At 57.8% G+C, this 26,098-nt stretch carries 22 protein-coding genes; 14 read left to right on the top strand and 8 right to left on the bottom strand.

Annotated features, from left to right (window positions below; all coding sequences use genetic code 11):
- Positions 1–80: 80 nt before the first annotated feature.
- Together ABSE61_RS14855 and ABSE61_RS14860 are read right to left on the bottom strand one after the other, a co-directional pair.
- Positions 81–1,331, bottom strand: coding sequence for a flavin-dependent oxidoreductase (locus ABSE61_RS14855; RefSeq protein WP_423871881.1), 1,251 nt, complete (start codon positions 1,329–1,331; stop codon positions 81–83).
- A gap of 101 nt (positions 1,332–1,432) precedes the next feature.
- Positions 1,433–2,911, bottom strand: coding sequence for a 4-hydroxyphenylacetate 3-hydroxylase family protein (locus tag ABSE61_RS14860; protein ID WP_423871882.1), 1,479 nt, complete (start codon positions 2,909–2,911; stop codon positions 1,433–1,435).
- Between the two features lie 292 nt (positions 2,912–3,203).
- Here ABSE61_RS14860 and ABSE61_RS14865 point away from each other — a divergent pair, with 292 nt between their 5' ends.
- The 3 genes from ABSE61_RS14865 to ABSE61_RS14875 all read left to right on the top strand — a co-directional run bounded on the left by ABSE61_RS14865 (position 3,204) and on the right by ABSE61_RS14875 (position 6,114).
- Positions 3,204–3,737 carry a helix-turn-helix domain-containing protein gene (locus ABSE61_RS14865; protein WP_423871883.1) on the top strand — a complete coding sequence of 178 codons (534 nt, stop codon included), beginning with the start codon at positions 3,204–3,206 and terminating at the stop codon, positions 3,735–3,737.
- Between the two features lie 282 nt (positions 3,738–4,019).
- A complete protein-coding gene (locus tag ABSE61_RS14870) occupies positions 4,020–5,168 on the top strand; it encodes an FAD-dependent monooxygenase (protein ID WP_423871884.1) in 1,149 nt (382 codons plus the stop codon).
- Between the two features lie 46 nt (positions 5,169–5,214).
- Positions 5,215–6,114 (top strand): polysaccharide deacetylase family protein, encoded by a 900-nt coding sequence (locus tag ABSE61_RS14875; protein ID WP_423871885.1) that lies wholly within the window; start codon positions 5,215–5,217, stop codon positions 6,112–6,114.
- Between the two features lie 3 nt (positions 6,115–6,117).
- On the opposite strand, the gene ABSE61_RS14880 is transcribed toward ABSE61_RS14875, so the two are convergent.
- From ABSE61_RS14880 to ABSE61_RS14890, 3 genes are all read right to left on the bottom strand, one after another.
- Positions 6,118–6,720, bottom strand: coding sequence for a cysteine hydrolase family protein (locus ABSE61_RS14880; RefSeq protein WP_423871886.1), 603 nt, complete (start codon positions 6,718–6,720; stop codon positions 6,118–6,120).
- Positions 6,721–6,733: 13 nt separating this feature from the next.
- Positions 6,734–7,429 carry an isochorismatase family protein gene (locus tag ABSE61_RS14885; RefSeq protein ID WP_423871887.1) on the bottom strand — a complete coding sequence of 232 codons (696 nt, stop codon included), beginning with the start codon at positions 7,427–7,429 and terminating at the stop codon, positions 6,734–6,736.
- 86 nt (positions 7,430–7,515) lie between these two features.
- Positions 7,516–8,139 (bottom strand): cupin domain-containing protein, encoded by a 624-nt coding sequence (locus ABSE61_RS14890; RefSeq protein WP_423871888.1) that lies wholly within the window; start codon positions 8,137–8,139, stop codon positions 7,516–7,518.
- A 242-nt stretch (positions 8,140–8,381) separates the two neighbouring features.
- Here ABSE61_RS14890 and ABSE61_RS14895 point away from each other — a divergent pair, with 242 nt between their 5' ends.
- The 7 genes from ABSE61_RS14895 (at position 8,382) to ABSE61_RS14925 (ending at position 14,535) form a co-directional block, all read left to right on the top strand.
- On the top strand, positions 8,382–9,455 hold the full coding sequence (locus tag ABSE61_RS14895) for a BMP family ABC transporter substrate-binding protein (RefSeq protein WP_423871889.1): 1,074 nt from the start codon (positions 8,382–8,384) through the stop codon (positions 9,453–9,455).
- A gap of 21 nt (positions 9,456–9,476) precedes the next feature.
- Positions 9,477–10,997, top strand: a complete 1,521-nt coding sequence (locus ABSE61_RS14900) for an ABC transporter ATP-binding protein (protein WP_423871890.1) — start codon at positions 9,477–9,479, stop codon at positions 10,995–10,997.
- A gap of 1 nt (position 10,998) precedes the next feature.
- Positions 10,999–12,039: an ABC transporter permease gene (locus tag ABSE61_RS14905; protein WP_423871891.1), complete on the top strand. Its 1,041-nt coding sequence runs from the start codon at positions 10,999–11,001 to the stop codon at positions 12,037–12,039.
- Complete coding sequence (locus ABSE61_RS14910) at positions 12,036–12,977, top strand: ABC transporter permease (RefSeq protein ID WP_423871892.1); 942 nt, start codon at positions 12,036–12,038, stop codon at positions 12,975–12,977. Before ABSE61_RS14905 ends, ABSE61_RS14910 begins: the two co-directional genes overlap by 4 nt.
- Before the next feature lie 71 nt (positions 12,978–13,048).
- Positions 13,049–13,381 carry a cupin domain-containing protein gene (locus ABSE61_RS14915; RefSeq protein ID WP_423871893.1) on the top strand — a complete coding sequence of 111 codons (333 nt, stop codon included), beginning with the start codon at positions 13,049–13,051 and terminating at the stop codon, positions 13,379–13,381.
- A 22-nt stretch (positions 13,382–13,403) separates the two neighbouring features.
- Positions 13,404–14,075, top strand: a complete 672-nt coding sequence (locus ABSE61_RS14920) for an aminopeptidase P family N-terminal domain-containing protein (RefSeq protein WP_423871894.1) — start codon at positions 13,404–13,406, stop codon at positions 14,073–14,075.
- Positions 14,065–14,535, top strand: a complete 471-nt coding sequence (locus ABSE61_RS14925) for a M24 family metallopeptidase (protein WP_423871895.1) — start codon at positions 14,065–14,067, stop codon at positions 14,533–14,535. The genes ABSE61_RS14920 and ABSE61_RS14925 overlap by 11 nt, the downstream gene beginning before the upstream one ends.
- A gap of 333 nt (positions 14,536–14,868) precedes the next feature.
- Here ABSE61_RS14925 and ABSE61_RS14930 read toward each other — a convergent pair whose 3' ends face one another.
- Complete coding sequence (locus ABSE61_RS14930; RefSeq protein ID WP_423871896.1) at positions 14,869–17,976, bottom strand: efflux RND transporter permease subunit; 3,108 nt, start codon at positions 17,974–17,976, stop codon at positions 14,869–14,871.
- Positions 17,973–19,151: an efflux RND transporter periplasmic adaptor subunit gene (locus tag ABSE61_RS14935; protein WP_423871897.1), complete on the bottom strand. Its 1,179-nt coding sequence runs from the start codon at positions 19,149–19,151 to the stop codon at positions 17,973–17,975. The genes ABSE61_RS14930 and ABSE61_RS14935 overlap by 4 nt, the downstream gene beginning before the upstream one ends.
- Positions 19,152–19,254: 103 nt before the next feature.
- Between ABSE61_RS14935 and ABSE61_RS14940 the strand changes: the two genes are divergently transcribed.
- Complete coding sequence (locus tag ABSE61_RS14940; protein WP_423871898.1) at positions 19,255–19,641, top strand: hypothetical protein; 387 nt, start codon at positions 19,255–19,257, stop codon at positions 19,639–19,641.
- 481 nt (positions 19,642–20,122) lie between these two features.
- Entirely contained in the window at positions 20,123–20,443 is a 321-nt protein-coding gene (locus ABSE61_RS14945; protein ID WP_423871899.1) for a hypothetical protein, read from the top strand.
- A gap of 300 nt (positions 20,444–20,743) precedes the next feature.
- Here ABSE61_RS14945 and ABSE61_RS14950 read toward each other — a convergent pair whose 3' ends face one another.
- Positions 20,744–23,896: an ATP-binding protein gene (locus ABSE61_RS14950; protein ID WP_423871900.1), complete on the bottom strand. Its 3,153-nt coding sequence runs from the start codon at positions 23,894–23,896 to the stop codon at positions 20,744–20,746.
- A gap of 318 nt (positions 23,897–24,214) precedes the next feature.
- On the opposite strand from ABSE61_RS14950, the gene ABSE61_RS14955 reads away from it, so the two are divergent.
- The gene (locus ABSE61_RS14955; protein ID WP_423871901.1) at positions 24,215–24,961 is read left to right on the top strand and encodes an SDR family oxidoreductase; all 747 of its coding nucleotides are present in this window, start codon (positions 24,215–24,217) and stop codon (positions 24,959–24,961) included.
- A gap of 608 nt (positions 24,962–25,569) precedes the next feature.
- Positions 25,570–26,034, top strand: a complete 465-nt coding sequence (locus ABSE61_RS14960) for a cupin domain-containing protein (protein ID WP_423871902.1) — start codon at positions 25,570–25,572, stop codon at positions 26,032–26,034.
- Positions 26,035–26,098 lie beyond the last annotated feature (64 nt).

Raw genomic sequence — 26,098 nt, forward strand, 5'->3', positions numbered from 1 at the left:
GGAGATCACGCGTTGGGAGCCACCTGTCCTGGACCCGCGCTCGGCTCATACGCGAGTCCACCACCATTTCGACGCGGCACTCATCGGGCCGACTGAGCGCGATTTGTCAGTGTCGTCGCGTCAAACCCGGCAACTTTCTGGTAGTTCTTGGTGATCGCGTCGATTTCAACTTGCGAAATTAGCGCGGTTATATCGTCGTCGGGACCACGCACGCGCTGGCGCGCGAGTTCGAGCACGGCTTCCGGGCCCCTGCCGCGATTGCTCGCGACGACCTGTGCCGTCGCGGGTAGCCGCCGCTGCTCGTAGAGCGCAAGGGCTGCCTCGATATCCGTGCTTTCGTCGAATGCCTGACCAAGCGTTGCAGCGTCAAGAATGGCCTGGGAGGCACCATTGGCCCCGATCGGGTACATCGGATGTGCGGCATCACCGAGCAGCGTCACCCGTCCACAATTCCAGAACGGCAACGCGTCGCGATCGACCATCGGATAGACGAAGATGCGCTTGCTGGCGTGAAACAGCCGCGGAATGTCCAAAAACGGAAAACGGAACCCCTCTAACGTCGCGGCAAATTCATCGAGGCTTGCAAGACGGCTCCAATCTTCCTTCTGATACGAAGCGTTCTTGCCGATATTGATCTCGGCCACCCAGTTGGTCAGAACGGGATCGCCGCCCTTTGGAGCCTCGATCGGATAGACGACCGTTTTGGTGTCGCGGTGCCCGGCGATGACCATGGTTTCGCCGTCTAGAAACGGCTCGGCTTCGACGATGCCGCGCCACATCATGGTGCCCGAGAAGGCCAGCGGCGCCGCGCCGGGATGAATCTGCCGGCATACGGTCGAGTGGATGCCGTCCGCGCCGATCAAGAGATCCGATTTGATCGTGACAGGAAGATTGTCAGAACGCCGGCGCAGAACGGCGATGGCGCCGTCGGCAGCATTTTCGAATTGTTCGAAACGGTGCGCCACCAGAATGGCAGAAGAGGGCAAGGTAGCGCGGACTTTCTCTAGCAGAACGGCCTGAAGCTTGCCGCGATGGATGGAATATTGCGGCCATGGCGACCCGGCGTGTCGGCCTCGCGGGTCGCGCAGGATCAGTTGGCCGTACTGGGTTCGATATTCGATGGCGCGGGTTTGCAGACTGACGGCCGCAAGCTGTGGACCCAATCCAAGCTCATGAAGAATTCCCGCGCCATGCGGCAACAGATTGATGCCGGTCCCGAGTTCGGAGATTTCCGCCGCGGTTTCGACCAACGTCACGTCCATGCCGCGGCGATGCAGCATCAGCGCCGTGGTCAATCCGCCGATTCCTGCTCCGACGATTAGAACGCGCATACCGTTATTCCCGTCGTCAGTTCCGCTTCGACCTGAGCTCGTCGTCGCAAGAATCAGGCCATGTCGTCAGCTATCCATGCATGCGACATCAGGGGGTGCGCTCAGCTTGCCAGCGGCAGAGTGGATTTTGCCGTGAGGTCGTATGAGCCTTCGAGGCGATCGACCATTTCGACCGCTCTATTCCAGTCGAAAGTACGGAACGCGTGACCTGTGGTGACATGGGCCCCACCGCCGTAGAACATTTCGTATTGCAGATGACGCGATGCGAATTCGGATCCCGTCGCGTCCCATGCGAGACGAAAGATCTTCACGCGCTCTTCGGCGCTTCGTGTCGTCGAGCCTTGCGTCGCCTCGATAATCTTTTTCAGTTCGGGCGTCGCGAAGTCCTCGACAGAGGATGGCAGCATGATTACAGCGCCGCCTGCAAGCTCGCGGATGGCGCTGATGACCTTCGGGTACATTTCCTGAGTCAAAACCTGCGCAGCGTAAAGCTGCTCGCGGTTGGGAATGAAGTATTCGCCGTGATAACGCCCCGCCGCTTCCATGCCGTTCACCAGTGCTTCGACCATGGTGGCATGCGCGGAGATGTAGCCAAGCTTCGATTTCACCGGCGGCAAATCGAATGTACCGTTCGTTTCGGTGATGCGCCGCGCGATTCCGGTCAGGAACCGCAGCTTCACCATCAGCCGTACCTGCGACTGATAATTCTGGAAGACGTGCGTCGGCGTCTCATGCCATTGGGCACGCGCCGCCGCGACGTCGCGGCAGACAAACACGCGCTCCCACGGGATTTTGACGTCGTGGAAATAGACGACGGCATCATTTTCATCATAGCGGGCGGACAACGGATAATCGAATTCGCATCTCGCTTCGGCCTCATACGATTTTCGCGACAGAAGCTGCACGCCCTTTGCGGCAAGCGGGATCACGAAGCTGAGTGCGAAATTTGCTTCTTCCTTCGATAACGGCGCAATCGCACCGACGAAAATCTCGTCCGACATCACCGCGGACGTTCCGAGCGTCTTGGCACCGCGCACCGTGATGCCGGTCGAATCTTCATCGACGATGGTGGCCGCGATATCGAGCGTGCTCTGCTGATCGGCCCGTTTGGCCCGATCGATGGTGGGGCTCTGCAGAACGTAGCTGATGAAGAGGTCGCGCTCGCGCGCATAGTGATAGTAGTCCCGGACCGCCTTGGCGTGGCGGGCGCCAAAACGCTCGAACACGTCGACGCCCATGGCCATCCCGGTGATGGTGGAGGCCACATGGTCTGGCGAACGCCCGAGCATTCCGAAATTCACGTTCGACCAGGCTTCCAGCGCGCGCCGCCGCTTGACCAGTTCCTCCTGGCTGCGCGGCATCTGCCAGGCGCGGTTAGTGCGCCGACCTCCGCCGATATCAAACGTCATCAGCTCGAGGTTTTCGGGTTTGGACTGGAAGTCGTACATCTTCGCGAACGAAGCCGTCGCATTGGCAAACGCCAGATGCGTGCGCACGTCTTTGACCGGTTGGCCCTCGAAATAAATGCTCCTGTCATCGCCGAGGGCCGCCAAGTAGTCGTTGCCGCTTCGAACCGTCATAAGCTAACTCCATCGCAGAACGGGAATGGAGCTTTCGGCGTAATTTCCTCTATGTCAAGAACTTGAATTACTAAGATGCTGTTTTCGCTATCAAAAGATGCGCTGCGCTGCGGCAACTTGCTCAGGATTCATGCATTTTCATTAAAGGATGGATATTTTCAGGCGAACAGGCTATTCGGCAATCCCGTTTCGGAGACTGATTTTCGCCATGCCCCTCACGAGCGCGATCATGAGAACTGCCGAAGTCGACGGCAACGACACTCCTACAGGCAATTCAGGCCTCGGCGTCCAATTGCGCCACGCGCGGCTGGTGAAAGGCTTGCGGCTGAAGGATCTGGCCGATCTTGCGAATTGCTCCGAAAGCATGATCTCAAAAATTGAGAACAACAAAAGCTCCCCATCGCTCAATACATTACACCGGATCGCCAAGGCACTTGATACGTCGGTCGCGGAGCTTCTACAGGACCGATCCACGGTCGGGCAGGTCGTGCAGCGTAAAGGCGAGCGGCAAATTATCTCGGAGGCAGGTGGCGACGGAGGCAGCGCTGAAACGGAGGTCATGATCCCGTTCGGTTTGAGCTCGATGCTGCAGGCCTTTGTCGTTCGGCTCGAACCCGGCCGCGGCAGCGGCGGCAATCTGCAGCACGAAGGCGAGGAAGTAGGTTACGTGAAAAGTGGGCAACTGCTTTTGACGGTGGCGGGCATCTCCTATCATCTCAACGAAGGCGATTCTTTTTTCTTTGCATCGTCCTCGCCCCATAGCTTCGTCAATCCGGGAGCGTCAACAACCGAAATCATTTGGGTCAACACGCCGCCGTCGCTTTGACGTTCGCTTTCGGCAAGAGATTGCGGTGGCTCGACCAGTGCTCGATGCCCGCTTATGGTCAAGCCGACTCCTTCGATCAATAGATATGTGTTTACTTTAGGCGTTGAAGCCGACGGGAGTAGGGCACCTCGGAGCCAATCTGCGCACGAATTCATACGATGCTGTCGCTTAGACTGTTCGCAGCCCGCATGCGGGAGCCGTGAAAATTACGTAATACCTTGCTAGCTTTCTTGGCGTGTAAATTGCTTGCGCTAGCAGGGTCGTCATTAGCGCGTAGTCTGTATGGCAGCGACAATTGAGATGAATGTAATGAAGCGAGTTGCTGTTGTAGGCGCCGGGCTTGGCGGTTTAACCGTCGCAGGCTTCCTGCAGCGCGCCGGCTTTCCGGTGACTGTCTATGAACAGGCTCCTTCATTTTCCCGCATCGGAGCGGGGATTATCCTCAGCGCAAACGCTATGAAGGCATTTCGACGTCTGGGCATCGAGCAGTCGTTGGTCGAGACGGGAATTCGACCGATGTCTTACGTGAGCCGCGCCTGGAACACTGGCGATATCATGTATGAGATTTTTTTTGACGCCGCGAGCGAAGCTCGATTTGGTGGGCCGTACTTAAATATCCATCGCGGCGATTTGCACGGTGTGCTGGAGAGAGTGGTCGCGCCTGACACCATCGTATTTAACCATCGATTGGTCGGGCTTGACGAGACTCATGACGCGGTGCTTCTTGCCTTTGATAATGGTTTGCGGGTCGAAGCCGATATCGTTATTGGTGCCGACGGCATTCGCTCCAAAGTTCGTGAACATCTACTTGGTACGGAGCCACCGAGATTTGCCGGTGCGGTCGCCCAGCGAGCCGTGTTTCCGACTGCGCGGTTAGGTAAGCTAAAGATTCCGGATTGCACCAAGTGGTGGGGGCCGGACCGGCACGCTCTCCCTTATTTCATGACCAGCCGGCGTGACGAAATATATGTGATCGGAGTTCTTCCCGCGCGTGAATGGGACGGCGACGTATCATCGCTGCCATGTAGTCGCGACGAAATGCTTGAAGCATTTGCGGGATTTCATGACGATTTCCGCCGAATCCTCGAAGTCGCCGAAGACGTGAGCCTTTGGCCCATCTACGATCGCGAAAGGCACGATCGATGGAGCGGTGGACGCGTGGTGCTCCTCGGCGACGCTTGTCACCCTATGCGTCCGTACATGGCAGCCGGCGGCGCGATGGCGGTCGAAGACGGAACGATCTTGAGCCGCTGCCTCGAGAAATTTGAAGATTATCACGAGGCATTCGCCTGGTATGCGACAACTCGTATTCCTCGTGTCGCGGACGTGCAACGAATTTCGACCGAGAACAGCTGGATGCGAGGTCCGACCGAAACCGATTGGTTTTACTGCTACGATCCTTGCGTGGCGCCGCTGACGCCGCCAAATTGATCAGAAATGCAATGAGCATCTCATTATGTACGATAAGCCAGATCCCATGATCACCCGCGATCTCGTCGGTTACGGCGAGGCTCCTCCGCATCCCGCTTGGCCAGAGGGCGCCGCCATCGCAGTGAATTTCAATCTCAACGTCGAAGGCGGCGGGGAGGCGACTCCCTTCAATGGAGATGACCGGTCCGAGGGCATGCTGAATGACATTGGGGTTGCGGCGGTCATTGGAAACCGGTCGCCCTTGGTTGAGTCCGTTTTCGAATTTGGCAGCCGTCGCGGCGTTTGGCGAGTCCTTGACACCTTTCGAGATTTTTCGATCCGGGTCAGTATCCTTGGTGTCGCGCGCGCTTTGGAGCAAAATCCCGAACTCGCTAAGGCCTGCGTTGAGCGCGGGCACGAGATCGTCAGCCATGGCTATCGCTGGATAGATTACGGCGAGGTGAGTGAAGAGGTCGAGCGCCAGCACATCCAGCGTGCAACCGAGTTGCTGACTGAACTGACCGGGGTAAAACCGGTCGGATGGATGACGGGACGCCCAGGGCCCAATACACGCCGTCTCATTGTCGAGGCCGGCGGCTATCTTTACGATCGGGATTCTCTCGCTGATGAGTTGCCCTATTGGTTGCGCGTCGGCGAGACACCGCATCTGGTGATCCCGTACTCGTACGAAGCCAACGACAATCGGTTCAACGAAAATAGTGGTTTTTCGACGGGGGATGACTTTTTCAACTACATGCGGGACGCCTTCGACGTGCTCTACCGCGAGGGCAAGAAGGGTTCGCCTAAGCTGCTGTCGATCGGGCTACATGACCGCCTCATCGGACGGCCGGGGCGATGCGCCGGGCTGATCCGGCTTCTGGAATACATGCGAAAATTCGACGACGTATGGTTCTGTCGAGGAGACGAAATCGCTCGACACTGGCGTCGCGTTTTTCCGTGCCAATAAGTTTCAGTTGCCCCTAAGGAGCTCGTCAGACTGCTTTACCGTTCCAAAGATCTGCATTGTCTCCAAACTGGCATCATGCAGCTTGCGACTGAAGCCCGAGACGCAATCGGACATAACAACGAAACGAAAATCACGGTGGAAGGCATCGCGCGCGGTAGCTTCCACGCACATATTGGTAATGACGCCGGCCAGGTAGATGGTTTCGACTCGCAGCCCGCGGAGCAAGGCTTCAAGGCTTGTGTTGTGAAATCCGCTGTAGCGGGTCTTGTCAACGACATAGTCTGGCGGCGGCAATCCGTCCACGACTTCGACCCCCCAGGTGCCTCGGCGAAGTCCTTCTGCGCGAACAAATGGCCGCGATTTTTCCATGATCAGTCCGGCATCGACAGGAAATCCAGACGCATCCGTATTCCAGGCCATGCGCAGATATATGACCGGTATCCCGCGTTCCTTGCACGTGGTAACGGCCTTTGCGGTGGCGGCCACTACACTTTCCATGTCAAAGCATTGCAGGGCGTTGCGCGGATAAACGCCAGCGGCGTCGCAGTAGTCGTTCTGCATATCCACGACGACAAGGGCGCATTTTTCGGAAGTTTTGGTCGCCATCGGACGCCCCAGCTCACGCAGCCACGGTTTCGGTTGCTGCTTCCAGCCGCTCCAGCACCTCGTCGACCGACAGGACGTCGCCGAAAAATTCGAAGAAGTTATTAAGAGCCGCTGCGTGCGTCTGCGGGGTTGATCCCGCGTTACAATCCGACACCATGATCGTCCGGAAATTGAGCATCATGGCGTCCTGGGCGGAAGCCTGGCAGCAAACGTTAGTGTAAGTCCCGGCAATCAGCACGAAGTCGATGCCCTTGGCTCTCAGGGTCGCAACAATGTCCGATGACCCCTGAGCAAAAGCCGAGTAGAACCTTTTGACCAGCACCGTATCCTCAGGCCGGACATCGAGCGTCGGCCATAGCTGATAGCCATCAGCTCCAGTTTCCATAGCCGCGAGGCGATATTCCGCCCTGGCAGGAGAAAGAAGCTCGTGCCGCACCGACCATGACTGGCGGGTGTTAGTCGTCGTGTTTTGAATCCAGATGACGGTGCCGCTCAGCTCTCGCATCGTTGCAGCCAGCCTGTTGATCGCCGGCACAATGCCTTGCGCCGGGTTTGTCTGGCCCTCGGAATCCGGCGACACGAAATAGTTTTGCATGTCGACGACAACGAGCGCCGCTTTCGAGACCGGAATCCTATCCCAAGGATGGGCCTTTCCGCGGTCCGCGATAGCGGATGCAACCAGCTTCTCAGAGATGGCGTAGTCAGTCATTGGCGTGTCTCCTCGCAATTAAGAATGGCGCACAATACAAAGATAGGCTGCGGAACTGATTCACGAACCAACGCATGCCATACTTCTCACAGCGTTGGAGGCGTATTCACCCATATGATGACAGCTGGAGAGTTGCCAGGATTCTCAATGCCGTGTGGTCGCATGGATGGAAAGAAAAACGCGTCACCCGTCTTCAGGAAATAACGGTCGCCTTCGACCGTCAGCGTAATCTGCCCACTGACGACATAGCCGACCTCGTCGCCCTCATGTTGTCTCAACCCGTCGCTCCGCGCGCCGGGCTGTACATGCAGCAGGGTAGCTTGAAGTGCCGACTCCGCACCGAAAGGAATCAGAAGTTCGGTTTCAACGCCATCGACCCCGTAACCTCCGAGCCCCATCCGGCTGAGCACAGGTCGCTGGCCCTCGCGCATGACGATTCCTTTTGGCGCGGCATCATCACTCAGAAGCTTGGCAATGGTCAGGCCAAGCCCTTTCGCAAGGCTGTGCAAAGTATTGAGAGAGGGAGTGGTCTTTCCATTCTCGATTTTCGAGAGAAGGCTTTCCGAGCAACCAGATACCGTGGCGAGATCTGCCAGTCGCATGCCTCTCACGGTTCTTGCATGACGAAGCTTCAACCCAAGAGCGGAAAGTTCGTCTTGGGACGCTGCTTCGTTCACATGCTGAGCATGTGCTAACGCCGATTTCTTCAAGTTCGCCTCTACTTCAACCGTCGCGCGACTTGCGTTGAACGTACCAAGATTCTGGTTGCATGGCGTGAAAGTATTTTCAGCCGTTCGCGATCAAATCTGCCGGGTTTTTGTGCATGTTTCGACAGACGGACGCAAAGCCCGGTGAATATTGATGGCACATGACTTGCTTAGCGTTCACTATCCGGCCTTGAATCCGAACCTATGGTGGCCGCTGTTTTGAATTCTTTTGAAGGAGACTGGCGGTGAATCACTCTCGTATCGCGGCAACGGCGCTGCTCTGCGGATGGTTTTTTGCGGCCGACGCGTCGGCGGAAGAGAAACTGAAAGTCGCTTTCGTCGAGTTTGCCCAAGCATCCGGATCGTCCTGGGTTCGAGCCAACGCTGACTCGACCAAGTATTTGCAAGATCATGTGCCGGATCTCGAGGTTACTCGCGTCGAATCCGTGGCTGACGGTCCGGGTGTCGTGCCCGTCATCAACAATCTGATCGCCAAAGGAAACAAGGTTATCTTCGCAAACAGTTACGGTTACGGAACATTCATTCCCGAGATCGCCAAGAAGCACCCTGAGATCCATTTTATCGTTCAGATGGCCGATCCGAAGGGGCCGAAAAACGTAGCCTCCTATTACGGCAAGCTTGAAGAGGTTCGTTATCTGGAAGGTGTTCTCGCCGGAAAGATGACGAAGACTAACATCGTCGGATTTGCCGGCGCGTTTCCTTACGCTGCGGTTGTCTCCGGTGCGAATGCATTTGCGCTCGGCGTGAAGTCGGTCAATCCCAACGCCACGGTGGTGACCAACTGGGTCAATAGCTGGTACGATCCGCCGAAGGAAAAGGAAAGCGCCGATGCATTGCTCAGCGCCGGTGCTGATGTCATCGCTAATCACCTCGATTCGGCGGCCACGCTGCAAGCTGCTGCAGCACAGGGCAAATGGGGCATGACGAGCAATGCTGACTGGTCATTTGCTTCGCCCCAAGCATTTCTCAGCGGCAGCGCGTGGAATTGGGGGCCGTTCTACGTCAAGGAAGTGGAGGCCGTTAAGGCGAACAAATTCGAAGCGACGCGCGATCTCGGCGATTTAAAGAGCGGCATCGTGGTGTTGCTGCCCTATGGGCCGATGGTGACCGACGAAGCCAAGCAGGCGGTCGAGGCCGCGAAGCAGAAAATCATGTCGGGCGAACTGAAGGTGTTTGCCGGGCCAATCGAGGATAATGAGGGCAAGGTGCGCGTCCCGGCTGGGACCGAGCTGAGTTCTGAGGATGCCGCCACGAAAATGAATTGGCTTGTTGCAGGAGTAAAGGGCGCCGCAAAATAAATCGACCCCGAGGACTTGCCCATGGCCCCCCCCGAGCAAGGCGTCGTTCTATCGTCGATCTGCAAGCGCTTCGGTGCCATCGTCGCAAATGACCGCGTCGATCTCGTACTGAAGCGAGGAGAAATCCACGCGCTGCTTGGAGAAAACGGTGCGGGCAAGTCCACGCTGATGAATATCCTGTCGGGCGTCTACCTGCCCGATAGCGGTGAAATATATATCGAAGGAGAAAAGGCCGGGTTTCGTTCTCCATGGGATGCGGTCCGTCGCGGCATTGGGATGGTCCACCAGCATTTCCAGCTTGTGAATGCATTCTCCGTTCTAGACAACGTCCTGCTTGGGGCTACTGACGCTTCACTTCGTCTTCACCGGCGAGAAGCAGCGGATCGGATCGAAGCGGTCGGACGAGAACATGGTTTGCATGTCGATCCGCACGCCTTGATATGGCAGCTGACCGTCGGTCAGCGGCAGAAGGTCGAGATCGTAAAGTTGCTTTATCGAGGCGCCGATCTGCTTTTGCTCGACGAACCGACGTCGGTACTGACGCCGAGCGAAGCGTCGGATCTTTATGTGGCGTTGCGCCGACTTGCGGATGCGGGGAAATACGTCGTCTTCATTACCCATAAACTGCATGAGGTGATGGCCGCGGCAGATCGGGTGACGGTGCTCAGGCATGGACGTGTCGTCGCGTCGCTTGGTCGGTCGGACGCTTCGATCCAGAAATTAGGCTCGCTGATGGTCGGCGCATCCATGCCGGACTTGCGTCCAAAAAATAGCCTCAAGTCGGGCGAGATTGCTCTCAAGGTCGAAGGCGCGCAGACGCAAGCCGACCGAGGGACCAGCGGGCTCAACGGTATCACCCTCGACGTGCGGGCGGGCGAGATCTTGGGCATCGCGGGGGTGGCGGGCAATGGCCAGGTCGAGCTTGCCGAATGTCTGGCCGGTATACGTCCCCTACGCCATGGAAAGGTCTGGCTGAAAGATAAAGACATTAGTGGCTCCGATGCGCGGTCGCGGCTTCGTTACGGCCTGCGCTTCGTGCCCGAAGATCGATTAGGCATGGGCCTCGTTCCACAGTTCGACATCGTCGACAATATGCTGCTGCGCGACTATCGGGAGCGGCCTTTGGCCAAGGGAGTCTGGATCGACCGGGCACTGGCCGCTAAGCGCGCTGAAAGTCTGGTTCGTGACTATGACGTGCGCACGCCAGGCGTCCATACGGCCGTGCGGGCGCTGTCAGGCGGCAATCAGCAGAAGATACTGATGGGCCGCGAGATTCTTGCAAAACCCGTCGTCTTCATTGTGGCTCAGCCAACCCGGGGGCTCGACATCGCAGCCGCGAGGGCCGTGCACGACCGGCTGCTCGATCTGCGTGAGGGTGGAACTGCAATTATCCTCATTTCCGAGGACCTGGATGAAATCCTTCAATTGTCCGACCGGGTCGCGGTGCTTTTTGAAGGCACGGTCCGGGGAATCTGGCCCCGCGATGCTGATCGTAGTGCCATAGGCGCAGCGATGGGCGGTCATCTGCTGGATGCGGCTTGATATGGCTATTCCCGTATGGCTGAGATTGCCAGGTGCTTTCGTCCTGTCTGTGCTGCTGGGGATGACCGCATCCTCGGTTGTCCTGGTAGCCGTTCATGCCCCGGTACTTGAAACGTTCCGAGCCATCTTTGACGGGGCAGTCGGCTCCTGGAGTGCACTCGAGAGCTCGCTGGTATTCGCCGAGCCGATCGCTTTCACGGGACTGGCTGCTGCGGTCGCGTTCCGTGCTCGGGTCTGGAATATAGGAGGCGAGGGCCAGATGGTCATGGGCGCCTTTGGCGCGGGATTGATTGCCCTCAACACCTCGTTGCCGGCTCCCTTGATGTTGTTGGCGGTCTTGGCCTGTGGGATTTTGTGTGGCGCGCTGTGGGCCTTCCTATCGGCCGCGCTGAAGGTATGGCTTGGCGTGAATGAGGTGCTCTCAAGCCTGATGCTGAACTACGTTGCTATCCTGTGGGTGCAATCGCTCGTCTATGGTCCGTGGCGGGAGCCGGGTGGGGGATGGCCGTATTCGGCGTATTTCGCCGACGAGGCGAGGTTGCCGTCGCTCGGGTCCGAACTCGACATTTGCGTCGTCGTTGCGCCCGTGCTCGCACTTGCCTTGAGTATACTTCTTCGCTTCAGCCGTTGGGGTTTTGAAGTCACGGTCGTCGGCCATTCGCACGAAGCCGCGCGATACGCGGCAATCAGCGTGACCTGGATCACGATCCTGGTCATGCTGGTCAGCGGCGCTCTCGCCGGGATCGCCGGAGTCCAGCAAGTCAGCGGCTCGGCCGGCAGGCTTTACGTGCTCACGCCAGGATATGGCTATCTGGGTATTTTGGTTTCGTGGCTTGCCGGTCACGATCCGCTGCTCGTGCTGATCATGGCCGTATTCTACGGAATCCTGATGCAAGGCGGCGCCGCACTGCAAATCGCGCAGATCGACCCATCGCTCGTGCGGGTGATACAGGCGGCAATCATTCTTTTCGCGCTGGCGGGCCTGACCCTAGCGCGGCGATCTCAGTCACGCATGCATCTTGGCAAGGTTGATCGAGCATGAATACGGCCGTGCTTGTCAGCATGTTGGCGACCAGCGTGGCAGCGGCTAGCCCGTTGCTGCTGGCTGCTCTTGGGGAACTCGTCGTCGAACGTAGCGGCGTGCTTAACCTCGGTATCGAAGGCATCATGCTGCTGGGCGCGCTGACGGCGGCAGCCGCGACGTTCGGATCCGGCTCAGTTGTGGTCGGTATCGCCTCCGCAATTGCCGCTAGCAGTTTGCTGGGCCTGCTGTTCGCTTTCCTGACCGTCACCATACGAGCCGATCATGTCGTCGCCGGCCTCGCACTAGTTCTGTTCGGCGACGGATTATCAAGTTTCGCCGGGCATGATCTCGTCGGCACCGATATCGGCCAACACGTTCCGCCATTGGCGCTGCCCTGGATCTCTGACATTCCGGCCCTAGGCCAGATCTTCTTTCGTCAGAATGCGCTGGTGTATTTCTCGTACCTCATGGTCGGGGTGGTCTGGTACTTCCTCTACCGTACGCGACCAGGTCTCGCCTTGCGTGCCGCGGGAGAAAAGCCGAGCGCCGTCGATGTTGTCGGCTGGAATGTGTTTCGCATTCGTTACCTTGCGGTTCTGTTCGGAGCGAGTATGGCAGGACTTGCAGGCGCGTTCCTGTCGGTCGCATATCTTACGACGTGGGCGGAAGGCATGACGGCGGGCCGTGGCTGGGTGGCGCTGGCGCTGGTCATCTTCGCTGGTTGGCATCCGATCAAGCTGTTGGGCGGCGCTTACCTCTTCGGCTTTGCCTACATCTTGATTGCACAGTCCCAGGTGCTGGGCGGCGTGTTCCACCTCATCTCGACCTATGTGATGCAAATGTTTCCCTACCTGATGGCGATCGCCGTGCTTGCCGTTATGGGACGGCGAGCCATGAAGCGGCGGGTCGGGGCACCCGAGGCGCTCGCACTTCCTTATGTGCGTGAAGAAAGATGAATATCTACAGCAGTGGATAGTCACGGCCGACGGTAGCCACCGAAATCGATCATCGAAATAAGGAGATCAAGATGCCAAAGCCTGAATTGGAATTCTTCCCCTCCGATAGCATTCCATGGATTGCCGTTGAGGGAGCGCCTCCGGGGCATTACCAAAAAATCCTCACCGAAGACCCCGAGCGGATGTTCGTCACACGCATGTTGAAGGTTGAGCCCGGTTGCGCTAGCGTCGAAACGTTCGTGCACGATTTCTGGGAAGAAGTTTACATCCTCGAAGGCAGTCAGTGGGATGGCGATCAATTCTTTCAAAAGGGGATGTACGCCTGCCGCCCGCCCGGCATGAAACATGGTCCTTACCGAACCGAGGAGGGCGTTGTGACGTTTGAAGTAAGATACGCTCGTTAGTTCCCAATTCGAGGGGACCAGAATGATAGGTACTACCCGATCCGTAACGGCCAACATAGACCGCCTGAATTCCTATATGGACCGGAACGGGTTGGCTGCGGTAGCCGTTCGCACCGGCGTCAATTTCACTTATCTCGCGGGCATGGCGATGCCGGGCACCTTGTCACGTCATATGGACATCGCAAGTACGGTGCGGGGCTTCATGGTGCTCTGGCCTCGTTCGAAAGAACCGATCGTGATCGTCGATGCGTTCGCGCAAAAGCTCGTCCAGCGCGAGTCCTGGATTGAACGCGTTGAGGTCTACCAAGCCTATGAAGAATCCTTATACGGTCGAGTCGCCCAACTGATTAAAGAGGTCGGCTTAGCTGATGCAAAGATAGGGTTTGAGTGGGACGGTCTCGCCGCCGCCCATTGGGACGAAATTCACGCCGCTCTCCCGAAGCTCGACATGTTCGATTGCTCGCGAATGCTGGACGAGGTTCGTTGGCTCAAGACAGAAGCCGAAATCGAGCAACAAAGGCAAGCTGCTGATCTTCTCGATGAGGCACTAGCCGAAGTATTTCCGACCATTCGTCCGGGCGATACCGAACGTACGGTGCACGCTCGGATGATTGCCGCTCTCACTCAAAAGGGCGCAGGATTTGTCCATGGTATTCTGAATTCGAGTTCGAATCATGTGATGTATGAAGAGTGATGTTTCTTTTCGAAAGGGTGACTTTGTACGGAATGATTACTTGGCCTATTTCAGTGGATGTCCGGGACACCAATCCAGGCTTGCCATCCTGGGAAAGCCAGACGTGGAACAACAGGCCGGTTATGACCTTACGCTCGATATCCATCGCAAGACGATCGAGAGATGCCGACCTGGTGTGACCGCGGGCGAGATCTATGCTTTCGTCGTTTCAGAATTTCGCAAGAAGGGGATCGACTACACCGCGTCACTGGTCGGACACGGAATGGGACCCTGGTTTCACCAGCAAGAGCCCGTACTTCGTCGGGGCGGAGATATTATGCTCGAAAAAAACATGATACTGGCGATCGAGCCGCAGCGGCTTCATTGGCACCTTCAGGATCTGATCTTAATTGGTGACGGATCGCCGCAATTAATTTCAGCCAAGTTTCAAACCGATAGGCCATTTGTAATTGAATGCTGAGCTGCTTCAAAAGGTATGGCTTAAAGACGAAGGATCTTCAGCATCTGCCGCTACCGGTAAGCCTGCCGCCAAACAGATTCAGTCGGCTGACTGATAAGCGTTTTCATAAAAGCTTATCAGTTGGGAGCGGTTGAAAGGACGCGTAACGTCCGAGATGCGCAAGCATGTCCGTCCACAAGGTAAATCAGACATCAATCGCGCCTAGCGCCATGTCTGCTTGGACCCGGCGCGGACATGAGTGCAGTTGCCGTGGGCCGTCTACCCGGGCTCAGTGTTAATAGCGATAGTTCCAAGGCGAATTACACGGCTCCGGCTGCCGCGGCAAATCCGGCTTCATTCGGCGGGAGCCGTTTCGGCCGGAGCGCGTCGTCGCCGCCGTTTCATCGCACCGGTGAGCTTGTCGAGATAAAGATAGACGACCGGCGTGGTATAGAGCGTCAACAGCTGCGACAGGAACAGGCCGCCAACGATTGTATAACCGAGTGGCTGGCGCAGTTCAGCGCCGTTACCGGTGCCGATCATCAGCGGCACGCCGCCGAGCAGCGCCGCCATGGTGGTCATCAGGATCGGGCGGAAGCGCAAGATGCAGGCACGATAGATCGATTCCTCGGGATCGATGTCCTGCTCCCGCTCGGCGTGCAGGGCGAAATCAACCAGCATGATGCCGTTCTTCTTGACGATGCCGATCAAGAGAATAATGCCGATGATAGCAATCACGCTGAGGTCGAGGTGAACCGCCATCAGGATCAGAAGTGCGCCGATGCCGGCTGACGGCAGCGTCGACAGGATCGTCAGCGGGTGAATAGTGCTTTCATAGAGCACGCCGAGAATGATGTAGATCACGATCAAGGCGACGGCGATCAGGATCGGCGTCGAGGCGAGCGAAGCTTGAAAGGCCTGCGCGTTGCCCTGGAACGAGGTCGCAACCGATATCGGCTTGCCAGAGTCGTTTTCGAATTGCCTGATGGCATCCACCGCCTGGCCGAGCGCGACATTCGGCTTCAGGTTGAACGAGATCGTTGCCGATGGAAACATGCCCTGGTGATTGATGACGATCGGCGCCGGCTTGATGTTGCTGTTTACCAATGTCGAGAGCGGCACCTGCTGATTGGTCGACGAATTGACATAGATGTTCTTGAGCGACTCGGGGCTGTACTGGAATTCCGGAGAGACCTCTAGTACGACGTGATACTGATTGAGTTCGGTATACATCGTGGAGACGATGCGCTGTCCGAACGCGTCGTCCAACGTGTTGTCGATGGTGACCGGTAGGATGCCGAAGGTCGAAGCGACCTCGCGGTTGGTGGTGACGTTGAGCATCGGGCCGGCATTTTCCTGGTCGGTCGCCACATCCGAAATCTGCGGCATCGACCTCATCTTGTTCAGGAATATCTCAGTCCAGTGATCGAGTTCGCGCGAGTCTGCGTCGTACAGCGTGTATTGGTATTGGGTTTTTGAGATGCGGGCGCCGATCGTGATATCCTGCGCCGGCTGCAAGTAAAGCGTCGCGCCCTGTACGCGCTTAAGCTTCGGCTGTAGCCGTGCGATCACATCGAGTGCGCTGATCTTGCGCTCTTCAAGCGGTTTCAGCACCACAAAGCCGCGCCCCTGGTTGAGCGTCGGTGTCGAACCGCCCGGTCCCATGAAGTCGCTGACGGATTCGACGGCCGGGTCCTGCATGACGATGTTCATCAGCGCCTGCTGGCGCTCCGCCATCGCGGGGAATGAGATGTCCTGCGATGCCTCCGAAATGGCGAACAGCATGCCGGTGTCCTGAAGCGGAAAGAATCCCTTTGGGATCACGTAATAGAGATAGCCGGTCAGGACGATGGTTGAGAACATCACCATCAGCGTGAGAAAGCGGAAGCGCAGCGCAATCTTCAGCGTGCTTTCGTAAGCGTTCAGAAGGAGGTCGAAACCACGTTCGGACCATTGATAGAGGCGACCATGCTTCTTGTGGCTGTCGTCGGAAAGAAGACGGGCGCACATCATCGGCGTCAGGGTCAGCGAGATGATCAGCGACAGCACCAAGGAGATGCTGACCGCTGCGGCGAATTCGCGGAACATCTTCCCAACATAGCCGCTCATGAAAAACAGCGGGATGAAGACCGCGATCAACGACAGTGTGATCGAAACGATGGTGAAGCCGATTTCCGCTGAACCCTTCAGCGCGGCCTCCATCGGCTTTTCGCCCATTTCCAGATGGCGGACGATGTTCTCGATCACCACGACAGCGTCGTCGACCACGAAGCCCACGGCGATGGTCAGCGCCATCAGCGACAAATTGTCGAGGCTGTAGCCGAATTGGTAGAGCAGGGCGAAAGTGCCGACCAGCGACAGCGGCACCGTGATGGCGGGGATGACGGTGGCCCAGAAATTTCGCAGGAAGATGAAGATCACGATCACCACCAGCACAGTGGTCAAGATCAAGGTGAACTGCACGTCCTTCACCGAAGCCCGGATGGTGTCGGTGCGGTCGGAGGCGATGGAGACCTTGATGGCTGGCGGAATCGAGGCTTCGAGCTGCGGCAACATCTTTTTCACGCTGTCGACGGTCTCGATGACGTTGGCGCCTGGCACGCGGAAGACCGTCAGAATGACGGCGCGATCCTTGTCGTGCCAGCCGGCAAGTAGGTTGTTTTCGGATGCTTCGATGGCCTGGCCGACGTCGCGGATGCGCACTGGCGCGCCGTTTCGGTAGGCGATGATCAGATCGTTATAGGCCTCTGGCTTGAGGAGCTGATCGTTGGTGTTGAGGGTGTAGAGTTGCCGCGGGCTGTTGAGCGTGCCCTTCGGAAGATCGACGTTGGCGCCGCTGAGGACGTTCCTCACGTCTTCCATGCTCAGTCCACGCGAGGCGAGCGCCTGCGGATTGACCTGGACGCGAATGGCCGGCTTCTGCTGGCCGCCGATGCCGACCTGGCCGACGCCCGTGATTTGCGAGATTTTCGGCAGCAGAATGTTTTCTGCGTAAGCGTCCACCGTCGTCAGCGGCAAGGTTTCCGACGACAGCGCCAGAATCAGAACCGGCGTGTCGGCCGGATTCACTTTCCGGATCGTCGGCGGGTACGGCATGTTGGCCGGAAGGTATGGGCTCGCCGCGTTGATCGCCGCGAGCACGTCGACCGCAGCACTATCGACGGTCTTGCTGAGATCGAACTGCGCCGTCATCGTGACGAAACCGAGCGCGCTGGATGACGTCAGCTGCACGAGGCCCGGGGTCTGACTGATCTGCTGTTCGAGCGGCGTTGCCACCGATGACGCCATGGTCTGCGGGTCGGCGCCCGGCAATTGTGCGCTGATTTGGATCGTTGGGTAATCGACGTTAGGCAGCGCCGCGACCGGCAACAGGCGATAGGCGCCCAGCCCGCACAAGAGAAGACCCACCATCAGCAACGCTGTTGCCACCGGCCGATGGATAAAGGGTGCGGATATGTTCACGGGATCGCCTGCTCAACGGCGCTTTGCATATTCGCCTCTTCCGCGGCCTTGCCCGTCAGCACTTGGATATGGGTTCCGGCCTGCAGCTTATATTGCCCGTCGACGACGACCTGCTCGTTCTCCTTGAGACCTGAAGCGATCAGGGCCTTGCCTTCGTCGATCTGCGCAACTTTGACCGGCCGGGGTTGCACCGATTGATCGGGGTTGATCACGTAGACATAAGGTCCTTTCGGTCCCTGCTGCACGGCGCCCGCGGCGATCGTCAGCCCGTGCGGTTCTGTCTTGAGCAATAGCCGCGCATTGACGAGTTCGCCGGGCCACAAGAGGCGCTCCCCGTTCGGGAAGGTGGCGCGCAGCCGGATCGTGCCAGTGGTCTGGTTGATTTGGTTGTCGATCAGGAGAAGCTCGCCCTCGTCGAGCTTCGTCTTGTCATCCTGGCTGTAGGCGAAGACCTTGATCGGCCCCTTGGCCAGTTCTTTCTGGATCTCGATAAACGTCGTCTCCGGGAGCGTAAAGATCAGCGAGATCGGCTGGATTTGCGTGACATCGACCAGTCCGTTGGCGTCGGTCGGATGGATGATGTTGCCTTCGTCGATCTGCCGAATGCCCGTGACCCCGTCGAGCGGGGCGGTCAGCTTCGTATAGCTCAGATTGACGCGGGCGCTTTCGATCGCGGCCTCGTCGCCTTTCACCATGGCCTCTAATTGAGCGACCTGGGCCTTTTGGGTATCGACAAGCTGCCCGGTGGCAAACCCCTTCTCCTGCAAGGGTACGTAACGATTGAGATTGGTCTGTGCATTGACGATTTGCGCCTGGTCCCGATCGCGGTTGGCGACAGCCTGGTCGAGCTGGGCCTGATAGGGACGTGGATCGATCTCCGCCAGAAGATCGCCCTTGCGAACCGTTTCGCCCTGCTTGAAGCTGACCTTAATCAAAGGCCCGGTGATCTGGCTACGCACGACGACATTGTTATAGGCGATGACCGTGCCGACGCCCCGCAGGTAAATCGGAACGGGTCCGTTCTGGACTACTCCCGCAACCACGGGCGTTGCTTCGGGTTGCGAGGCGGGGGCGGCTTCCCTGGTGGGTTCGGCGCTGGACTGATGCCAGTAGACCACGCCGCCCAGAGCCGCGGCGCCCAACACGGTTGTCAGAAGCACAAGTGCTTTGCGCATGATTTTCCCCGCTCCCTAGCAGCCGCCGTTGACGGTGGAGGCGGTCGGGCCAGATCCTGTCGACGATCCCTGTGAGGTCATCGATTGCAGACAGGGAGTGGCGGTGGGCACAGGGGTTGTCTGGCTCTCACCCGGTGTACCGAGATCGGTCGCACCGAGCGTGATGCCGGAGCCTACGACCGATCCCGATGATCCTGGCGACATCCCGCCGGCGCCGGACGTCGACGGCGCATTGGAAGCGCTGGTAGTCGACGCGCCCGAGCCGCAATTGTTCGACTGGTTTGATCCGCCGCCGTCGAAGGCAGCGTTCGAACTCGCGCTCGGGCAGGGCATGATCAGCGGACTGACGCCCGGTGTGTTGATTTCGGTCGAGCCGAGTGGAATGCCGCCGAGACCGGAAGAGGTTGAGTTGGAGGAAGAACTGTCCGCGGACGGAACGTTCAGCGGAGATGTCGGTCCCATGCCTGGTGTCGTGGTCGTTTGCGCCTGAGCGGCGGCAATGCCAATCCAACAGACACAACAACCGAGGGCAGCCAGCAAAAGCGGATATCGCATCGAACGTCCTTTGGTTCTCGCCGGCGTCTCCGATCCGATCCCGCAACGCAGATTGGCGCAGGCGCTAGCTCATTGCGGGATCGCAGTGCCGCCGTTTGCTATGGTTCCAGAACACGGCGAAGACCGCGCAAGTTCCGTTGCGCTCAAGAAGACGTGTTGCTCTGCGAAAACCTGGGTCGTCTGACGTCAGAGTCGATTGCGTCTATATTTTAAAGGCGTTTTCGCGAGATTTGCCATTACGACGCATTACAATCCTGAACAAAATTTCATGCTTCAGATATCGAATGAAACGAAAAGAGTCGCTGCTTTCCGTTTGTAACCTCATAAGCTTTGGCAATATTCCGAAATCGCCTCACGCCGATTTGTCGCTTTGAACACCGCGCTTCAGGAACACGAATCGTTTCCGGCCGCTTTAAATGAAAAGCGGTGTTGAGCATCCGATGACGTGTGGCGAACCCAAGAGACAGGACGACTGCAGGATTTTACAATTCCCGTTACGGGATGCTGCCGATCGACACCGCGCCCGCACCGCAAAACATTTCCGTCGCGATATAGACCCGCTGCTTGACCTGTCGCGATACGAGGGGGCGCGACATACCGAGGATTACAAGGCCCGCATGGTCGAGAACGTCGCCGCCGTCATCTTGCTTGCCGCGCTGGTGGCCGTCGCGACTTTCGACTTCAGCGATCTTGAGCAAAGCCAGCGCTGTGCGTATGCGATCGTTTGCGGTCCTTAAGCCAAGCGGCGCACTGGGGCAGGTGAACCGCACCCGGACGCTGTTTTGGATTGATAGAGTCGTTCAGACTTGAGGTAACGCGGCCTGATGTCGTTTGACGAGTTGGAGCCCGCCAAGCGAACAAACCGGAAGATAGTCGTTCAAAGAGTTCCAGGGAACTTTTCGGACATCACTGCTCTGGCAGCTGATGTCCGCTTTCAGGGGACAAAGCCGACGTGCCGTTCGGGCCGGAATTCTTGCGCTTTCGACGCAATTCGCAAAGTGCGTTCGGGCGAAACTTCAATCCAGGGAATACCGACGTTATTTTAGCTCTGCGAGAGCCGAGTCGACACGAGTGAGCATAGGAGTCTGCCCGAACTGGGAGAAGATTCGCCTTGCTTCATTGAGGTGCTCCATCGCAGGTTCGCGCTTGTTCTTCGCCTTGTAGAGTAGACCAAGAATCATCTGAGCGCGCCCTGGGATGTGTCCATCAGGATTGAATCGCGGATTGGCCAACACGTGCCCCATTAGCGCGCGAACTCGCGACGGCCCGGTGCTCATCACCTTGAGAATAACTGGGAGATTCTTCAGCAAGACCAAAAATGGAACCTTCTCGTCCCCAGTGATGATTTGTAAATATACCTCGCCGAGGAATAAGCGATACCAATCTGCTGCCGCCACATAACCTTCGCTTTCCCGCTTCGATATCGCTTCCTCGAGCCACCGAATTCCCCCACTGATATCTCCCTGAATCACCTTCGACACGCCGAGAATCGCGTCGCTCGTGGTCAAAGAATAAAGGTCGCCATCAACGGAGCAACGGCGACGAAATGATTCCAGAATACTCCACCCATCATCGATCCGTCGCAGAAGCGTCAGTACGCATCCCTTTATGTTTAGGGCTGTTTCCCGGTCGAAAGGCGTAATTGCTAAGGTGATCGATTGTTCGCTGTAATCTAACGCCTCCGCATATGCATCGGATAATAGTGAGATCAAGGCTAAGACACAGAGACCAAGTCCCGTCGATCGAGGGTCATCGAGGCTTCGACCTACCTGCATGAGGGCCCGGGCTGAATGACGCGCGTCATTCATGCGCCCCTGGTGAAACTCTTCCCACGCCACCACAAACCTGATCCAGTTCTGGATGTAAGCGTCAGTCGTGGCCGAAGCGGCATTGATTGCGTCTCGCTTAAGAGATTCGAACTCATGTGGCGACTTCGGAGAGACAATCGTCGAGACGAGAATCTCGCTGGCCAGCGCATAGGCCTTTGACTTGCTATCTCCGAGACGTTCAGCTATTTGCCGGGCTTTTCGCTGCACTTCTGGCACCATGCGATAGCTCGTGTTCCAGAGAAGAGCGAATATGTAGTTGTGCCGAATGAGAACAGCCCTCGTATCATCCGCAAGACGATCAATCCGCGCCAGATAGCGCTCGGAGACTTCGATCGTGGCCTTAATCTGCGCAGTCATGTTTAGTAGGGAAGTATACGACAAAAGGAAGTCGGCGACCTGGTCATCAGAGCCGCAATCCGGATTGTTGTTGAGAAGAGTCAGCGCTGAGGTGAAATGATTCGTTGCCTCTTCGAGCGAATACACGCTTAGGCTCTTGGTCCCGGCCAATAAAAGATAGGTGAAGGCTTTTTCGGCGCGGGTTGCTTGGCTATAGTGATGTGCAAGAACCTCGGCCATTTCGGTGAGACGGTTGCCGCTGCGGCGCTCGATCTCCTCCGCGATCCTTAGGTGAATTGCTGTGCGAGCTTCCGTAAGCAGGCTCTGATAGAGCGCGTCCCGCACCAGTGCGTGCTTGAACGAATAGTTATTCGATTTTCCCTCGAGACGGATGAGGTCGACTGCTTGCATAGCCGCGAGGCGGGCAGCGATGTTGTCGGCCTCAACGAATGAGGCAGCCAACAGGCCAGGGTCAAATCGCCTGCCGATGACAGAGGCGACCTGCATAAGCCGGCGGTCCTCTGCCGCCAGACTATCGACGCGTGCCGTCAGAAGGCTCTCGACGGTGGCAGGTAGAGTCGCCGCTACAACCTTCGAATCGAACTCCAGCTTGCCAGCGGCCAGGCGAAGCATGCCCCGTTCGCTGAGAAAACTTAAGATTTCCTCCGCGAACAACGGATTTCCTTCGGCCTTCTCAACAACCTCACGCGCGAGCGCATCTGGCAACGCCGCTACACCTAGCCGAGCCCGAACGAGCTGGCGGATATCGTCCGCTTGGAGCGGCTCCAAGTTGATACTTACGACAGCAGTCCTACCGAGCCATGGTGGTTTGTATTCTGGCCGTCTTGTATGGAGGATGAGAAGCTGCTGCTTGGCTTGGCTACCAACGATCTGGTCCAGCACTTCTTCCGAAACACTGTCGATCCAATGCAAGTCCTCTATCACCAAGATCAAAGGCGAGAGACGGCAGCGCGCTTCGAGTAACTGGCGCAAAAGCTCACGGGTACGTAATCCGATCAATACACCGTCAAGTCCCGATAGCGCGCCATCCGGTACGGCAAGGCCGAGCAGATGCAGCAGCAGGCCGAGATTTCGCGAGGAATGAAGCCCGAGTGTGTCGAGCCCCATCTCAAGCTTTTGAGCCACGTCGGTTTCTGTTTCGCCAGCACCGATTCGAAAAGAGCCACGGACCACTTCGATGAGAGGAAGGAACGACGTTTGCTGGCCTTCGGGTGAACAGCTCCCTGAGAGGATGAAGGCGCGTTGCGTTCTGATCGTTTGGCGAAACTCGTGCAGGAGGCGCGATTTGCCCATTCCTGGCTCCCCAACGAGATCTATAACACGCAATTGCGTGCCGGCTTCCGTAAGACCACCTTCCAGCCGCTCCAATTCGTGCTCGCGCCCGATAAAGACGCCTAGACCACGGCTTACAGCCGCGTCGAAGCGCGCAGCGCCTTGCCGCAGGGCCTCAAGTTGATAAACTCTTTGCCGTTCGGCTTTCCCCTTGACCACGTATTCCCCGGAAAAGGTCGCCTCTACCATTCCTTGTACTAACCGGTACGTTGCCCCGCTCATGACGACCGAGTCTGGCTCTGCTAAAGGTTGCAAGCGCGCTGCGACGTTGACCGTATCGCCGAGAACAGTCGTCGAGGCGTCAGTCCCGCCCTGAACAGCGCCTACCACTGCAAAACCGGTATTGAGGCCGATCCGCAGTTGCGGCCGTAGCCCATGTTTAGTTTGGAAATCCGCTTCAGAAGCCCTCACTTTCGCCAAGATCGAAAGTGCCGCACGGCATGCCCGCAGTGGTGCATCCTCAAATGCAATCGGAGCGCCAAAGACGGCCATGACGCCATCGCCTGTAAAGCCCTGAACGACACCGCGTTGCTCATGTACTGCTTCCTCCATCAGCTTCGCCAACTGGCGCATAAGGTTGAAGGCCGCTTCCTCTCCCGATTGCTCCGAGAAGGCCGTGAAGCCCACCAAATCGGCGAAAAGCACTGTGATCTGCCTGCGTTCAGCGTCCACGCAGCTCTCCGGGAGCAAAAAGCTCAACTTACCACACCTGACGGGCGGAGGCACTGGCGGCTTCTTCTCGGCGACGCGCGGAATGCTTCCTCGCCCATTCCGAATGTGGCGCACGTCACTTTTGGCACGAAACCGACACGGCTGGCCCGGTCGGCAAAGTCCGGTCTCTAGGGTAGAACGGAAGTCGGATTTTGAGGTCAGCTTCGAGAAGTAGGAGGTGGTGGTGCTCGGCAAAAGATGTCCCCCGGCGCCATTGCTCTCGTCAAGGAGAACCCCATCTCTCGGGCACAGCAACCCACTCCAGTCAGGAAAACCTTCATGGCCAAGCTCGACGGCAAGATCGCTCTCATCAGCGGAGGCACCACTGGAATCGGCGCGGAGACCGCCAAACTCTTTCAATCCGAAGGCGCGAAGGTAATCGTTACCGGCTCTAGCGAACGCTCGGTAGAAGCCGCCAAGGCGGCGCTCCCCGGCATCGAGGTTTTGGTCTCGGACGCCGGCAACGTGGCCGCTACCAAGGTCTTGATCGATCAGGTCAAGACCAAACACGGCCATATCGACGTGCTGTTCGTTAACGCTGGCATCGCCAAGTTCGCGCCAATCGCGCAGGTCGATGAGGCCTTTTACGACAGCCAGTTCAATATCAATGTTAAGGGTGCATTCTTCCTGCTGAAGCACGCGATCCAGATTATTCCGGACGGTGGCGCAATCATCCTAACGGCTTCTGTGGCTGGCGCGGCCGGCGGCCTGGGCGGCAGTACAATCTACGGCTCGACCAAGGCAGCACTGCGCTCGTTCGGCCGTACTTTCGCCAAGGAGCTGACGCCGCGCGGGATCCGTGTCAACACCATCAGCCCCGGTCCGATCGTCACCCCGATCCTGGACAAGAACGGATTCACGCCAGCCCAGAAGGACGCTTTTATCGATGGGGCCAAGACACGCATCCCGCTCGGCCGCACTGGCACCGCTGCCGAAGTCGCCGCAGCAGCCCTCTACCTCGCTGCCGATGCGACCTACACCACCGGCGCCGAACTGTTCGTGGACGGCGGCTTGATTGACCTATAGCTCCGTCAGATCTGCTGGTGATCCGATTTCTCTGTGCTAGCGGCGCGAACATGTTGCGATGTCCCGGGCCTCCGGCACCTGAATCCGATGTACGGACTTCCGGAATTGGCAGGCATCTTCGACCCGGATGGCGACGACATCACAGCCACGAAGCTTGCTATCGATTGCCAGGTTGACCATGGCTAGGTCACGAGCGCGGCCCTCGATCTGAAGCTTTGTCCTGATCGACCAGACGTGCTTGGGTCACATCGGCGGCTTTGCCTTTATTCCACGGTACTCGCTGGGGTGCTGGGGTCGCATTCACTTGATCTTGATCCATTCCGCGGCCGGCGATCCCCGCTGATTGGGACCTCCGATAAGTGTGTTGGCGCACCAACCGGTTCCGCTATGTTGACGCCGCGCTGCAATATCTGCCAGTGGCGATGGAGCGCGTTTGAAAATCCGCTGGTTCCGGAGGCATCGAAGCGGCTCAAGGGGAGGCATTTATTGGGTTGAAGAGGCGGCAACTTGACGGTGCCCCATGTGCATGCCAGCATTTATTTCTAGATATTGGCTCAATTGTTTCACGCATAGATGATCAAGGCCAATGCATCTGGGAGGAAGGAAACATGGTCTCAGCATTCACCCCCAACGCTAAGAATCACGAAGGTCTAGGACCGCTCGCGTCGCGTCTCGTGCACGCTAACGATATGCCTTGGGAGCCTATCCGCTATCCGGGCTGCCACGTGAAGACGCTGATGGTCGACAAAGAGTCCGGCTTGCTCACCGTGTTGTTGAAGATGGATCCAGGCGCCGAACTGCCCGACCATGAGCACGTGATGCTCGAGCAGACCTTCATGATCGAAGGTCGGCTGGTCGACAAGGATGGACCAGAAAAGGGCCTGTCGTGCGGTCCCGGCGAGTTCGTCTGGCGCCCCGCGGGCAGCCGTCATTCGGCTTGGACTCCGGAAGGTGGCCTGATGATTGCCATCTTCCAGATCCCCAACAAGTTCTACGAGAAGGACGGTAAAGTCGTCGATCTAGTCGGAGACGACTGGGGCCTGAAATGGGGCAAGGCGCTCGAGCAGGTTTAGCGATTGGGCTTCGGCGCGCCCTCGGCACGCCGTGCTTCATTTTTTATAAAGATAACAACAGAAG

It is taken from the genome of Bradyrhizobium sp. (assembly GCF_049519115.1).
Classification (GTDB): domain Bacteria; phylum Pseudomonadota; class Alphaproteobacteria; order Rhizobiales; family Xanthobacteraceae; genus Bradyrhizobium.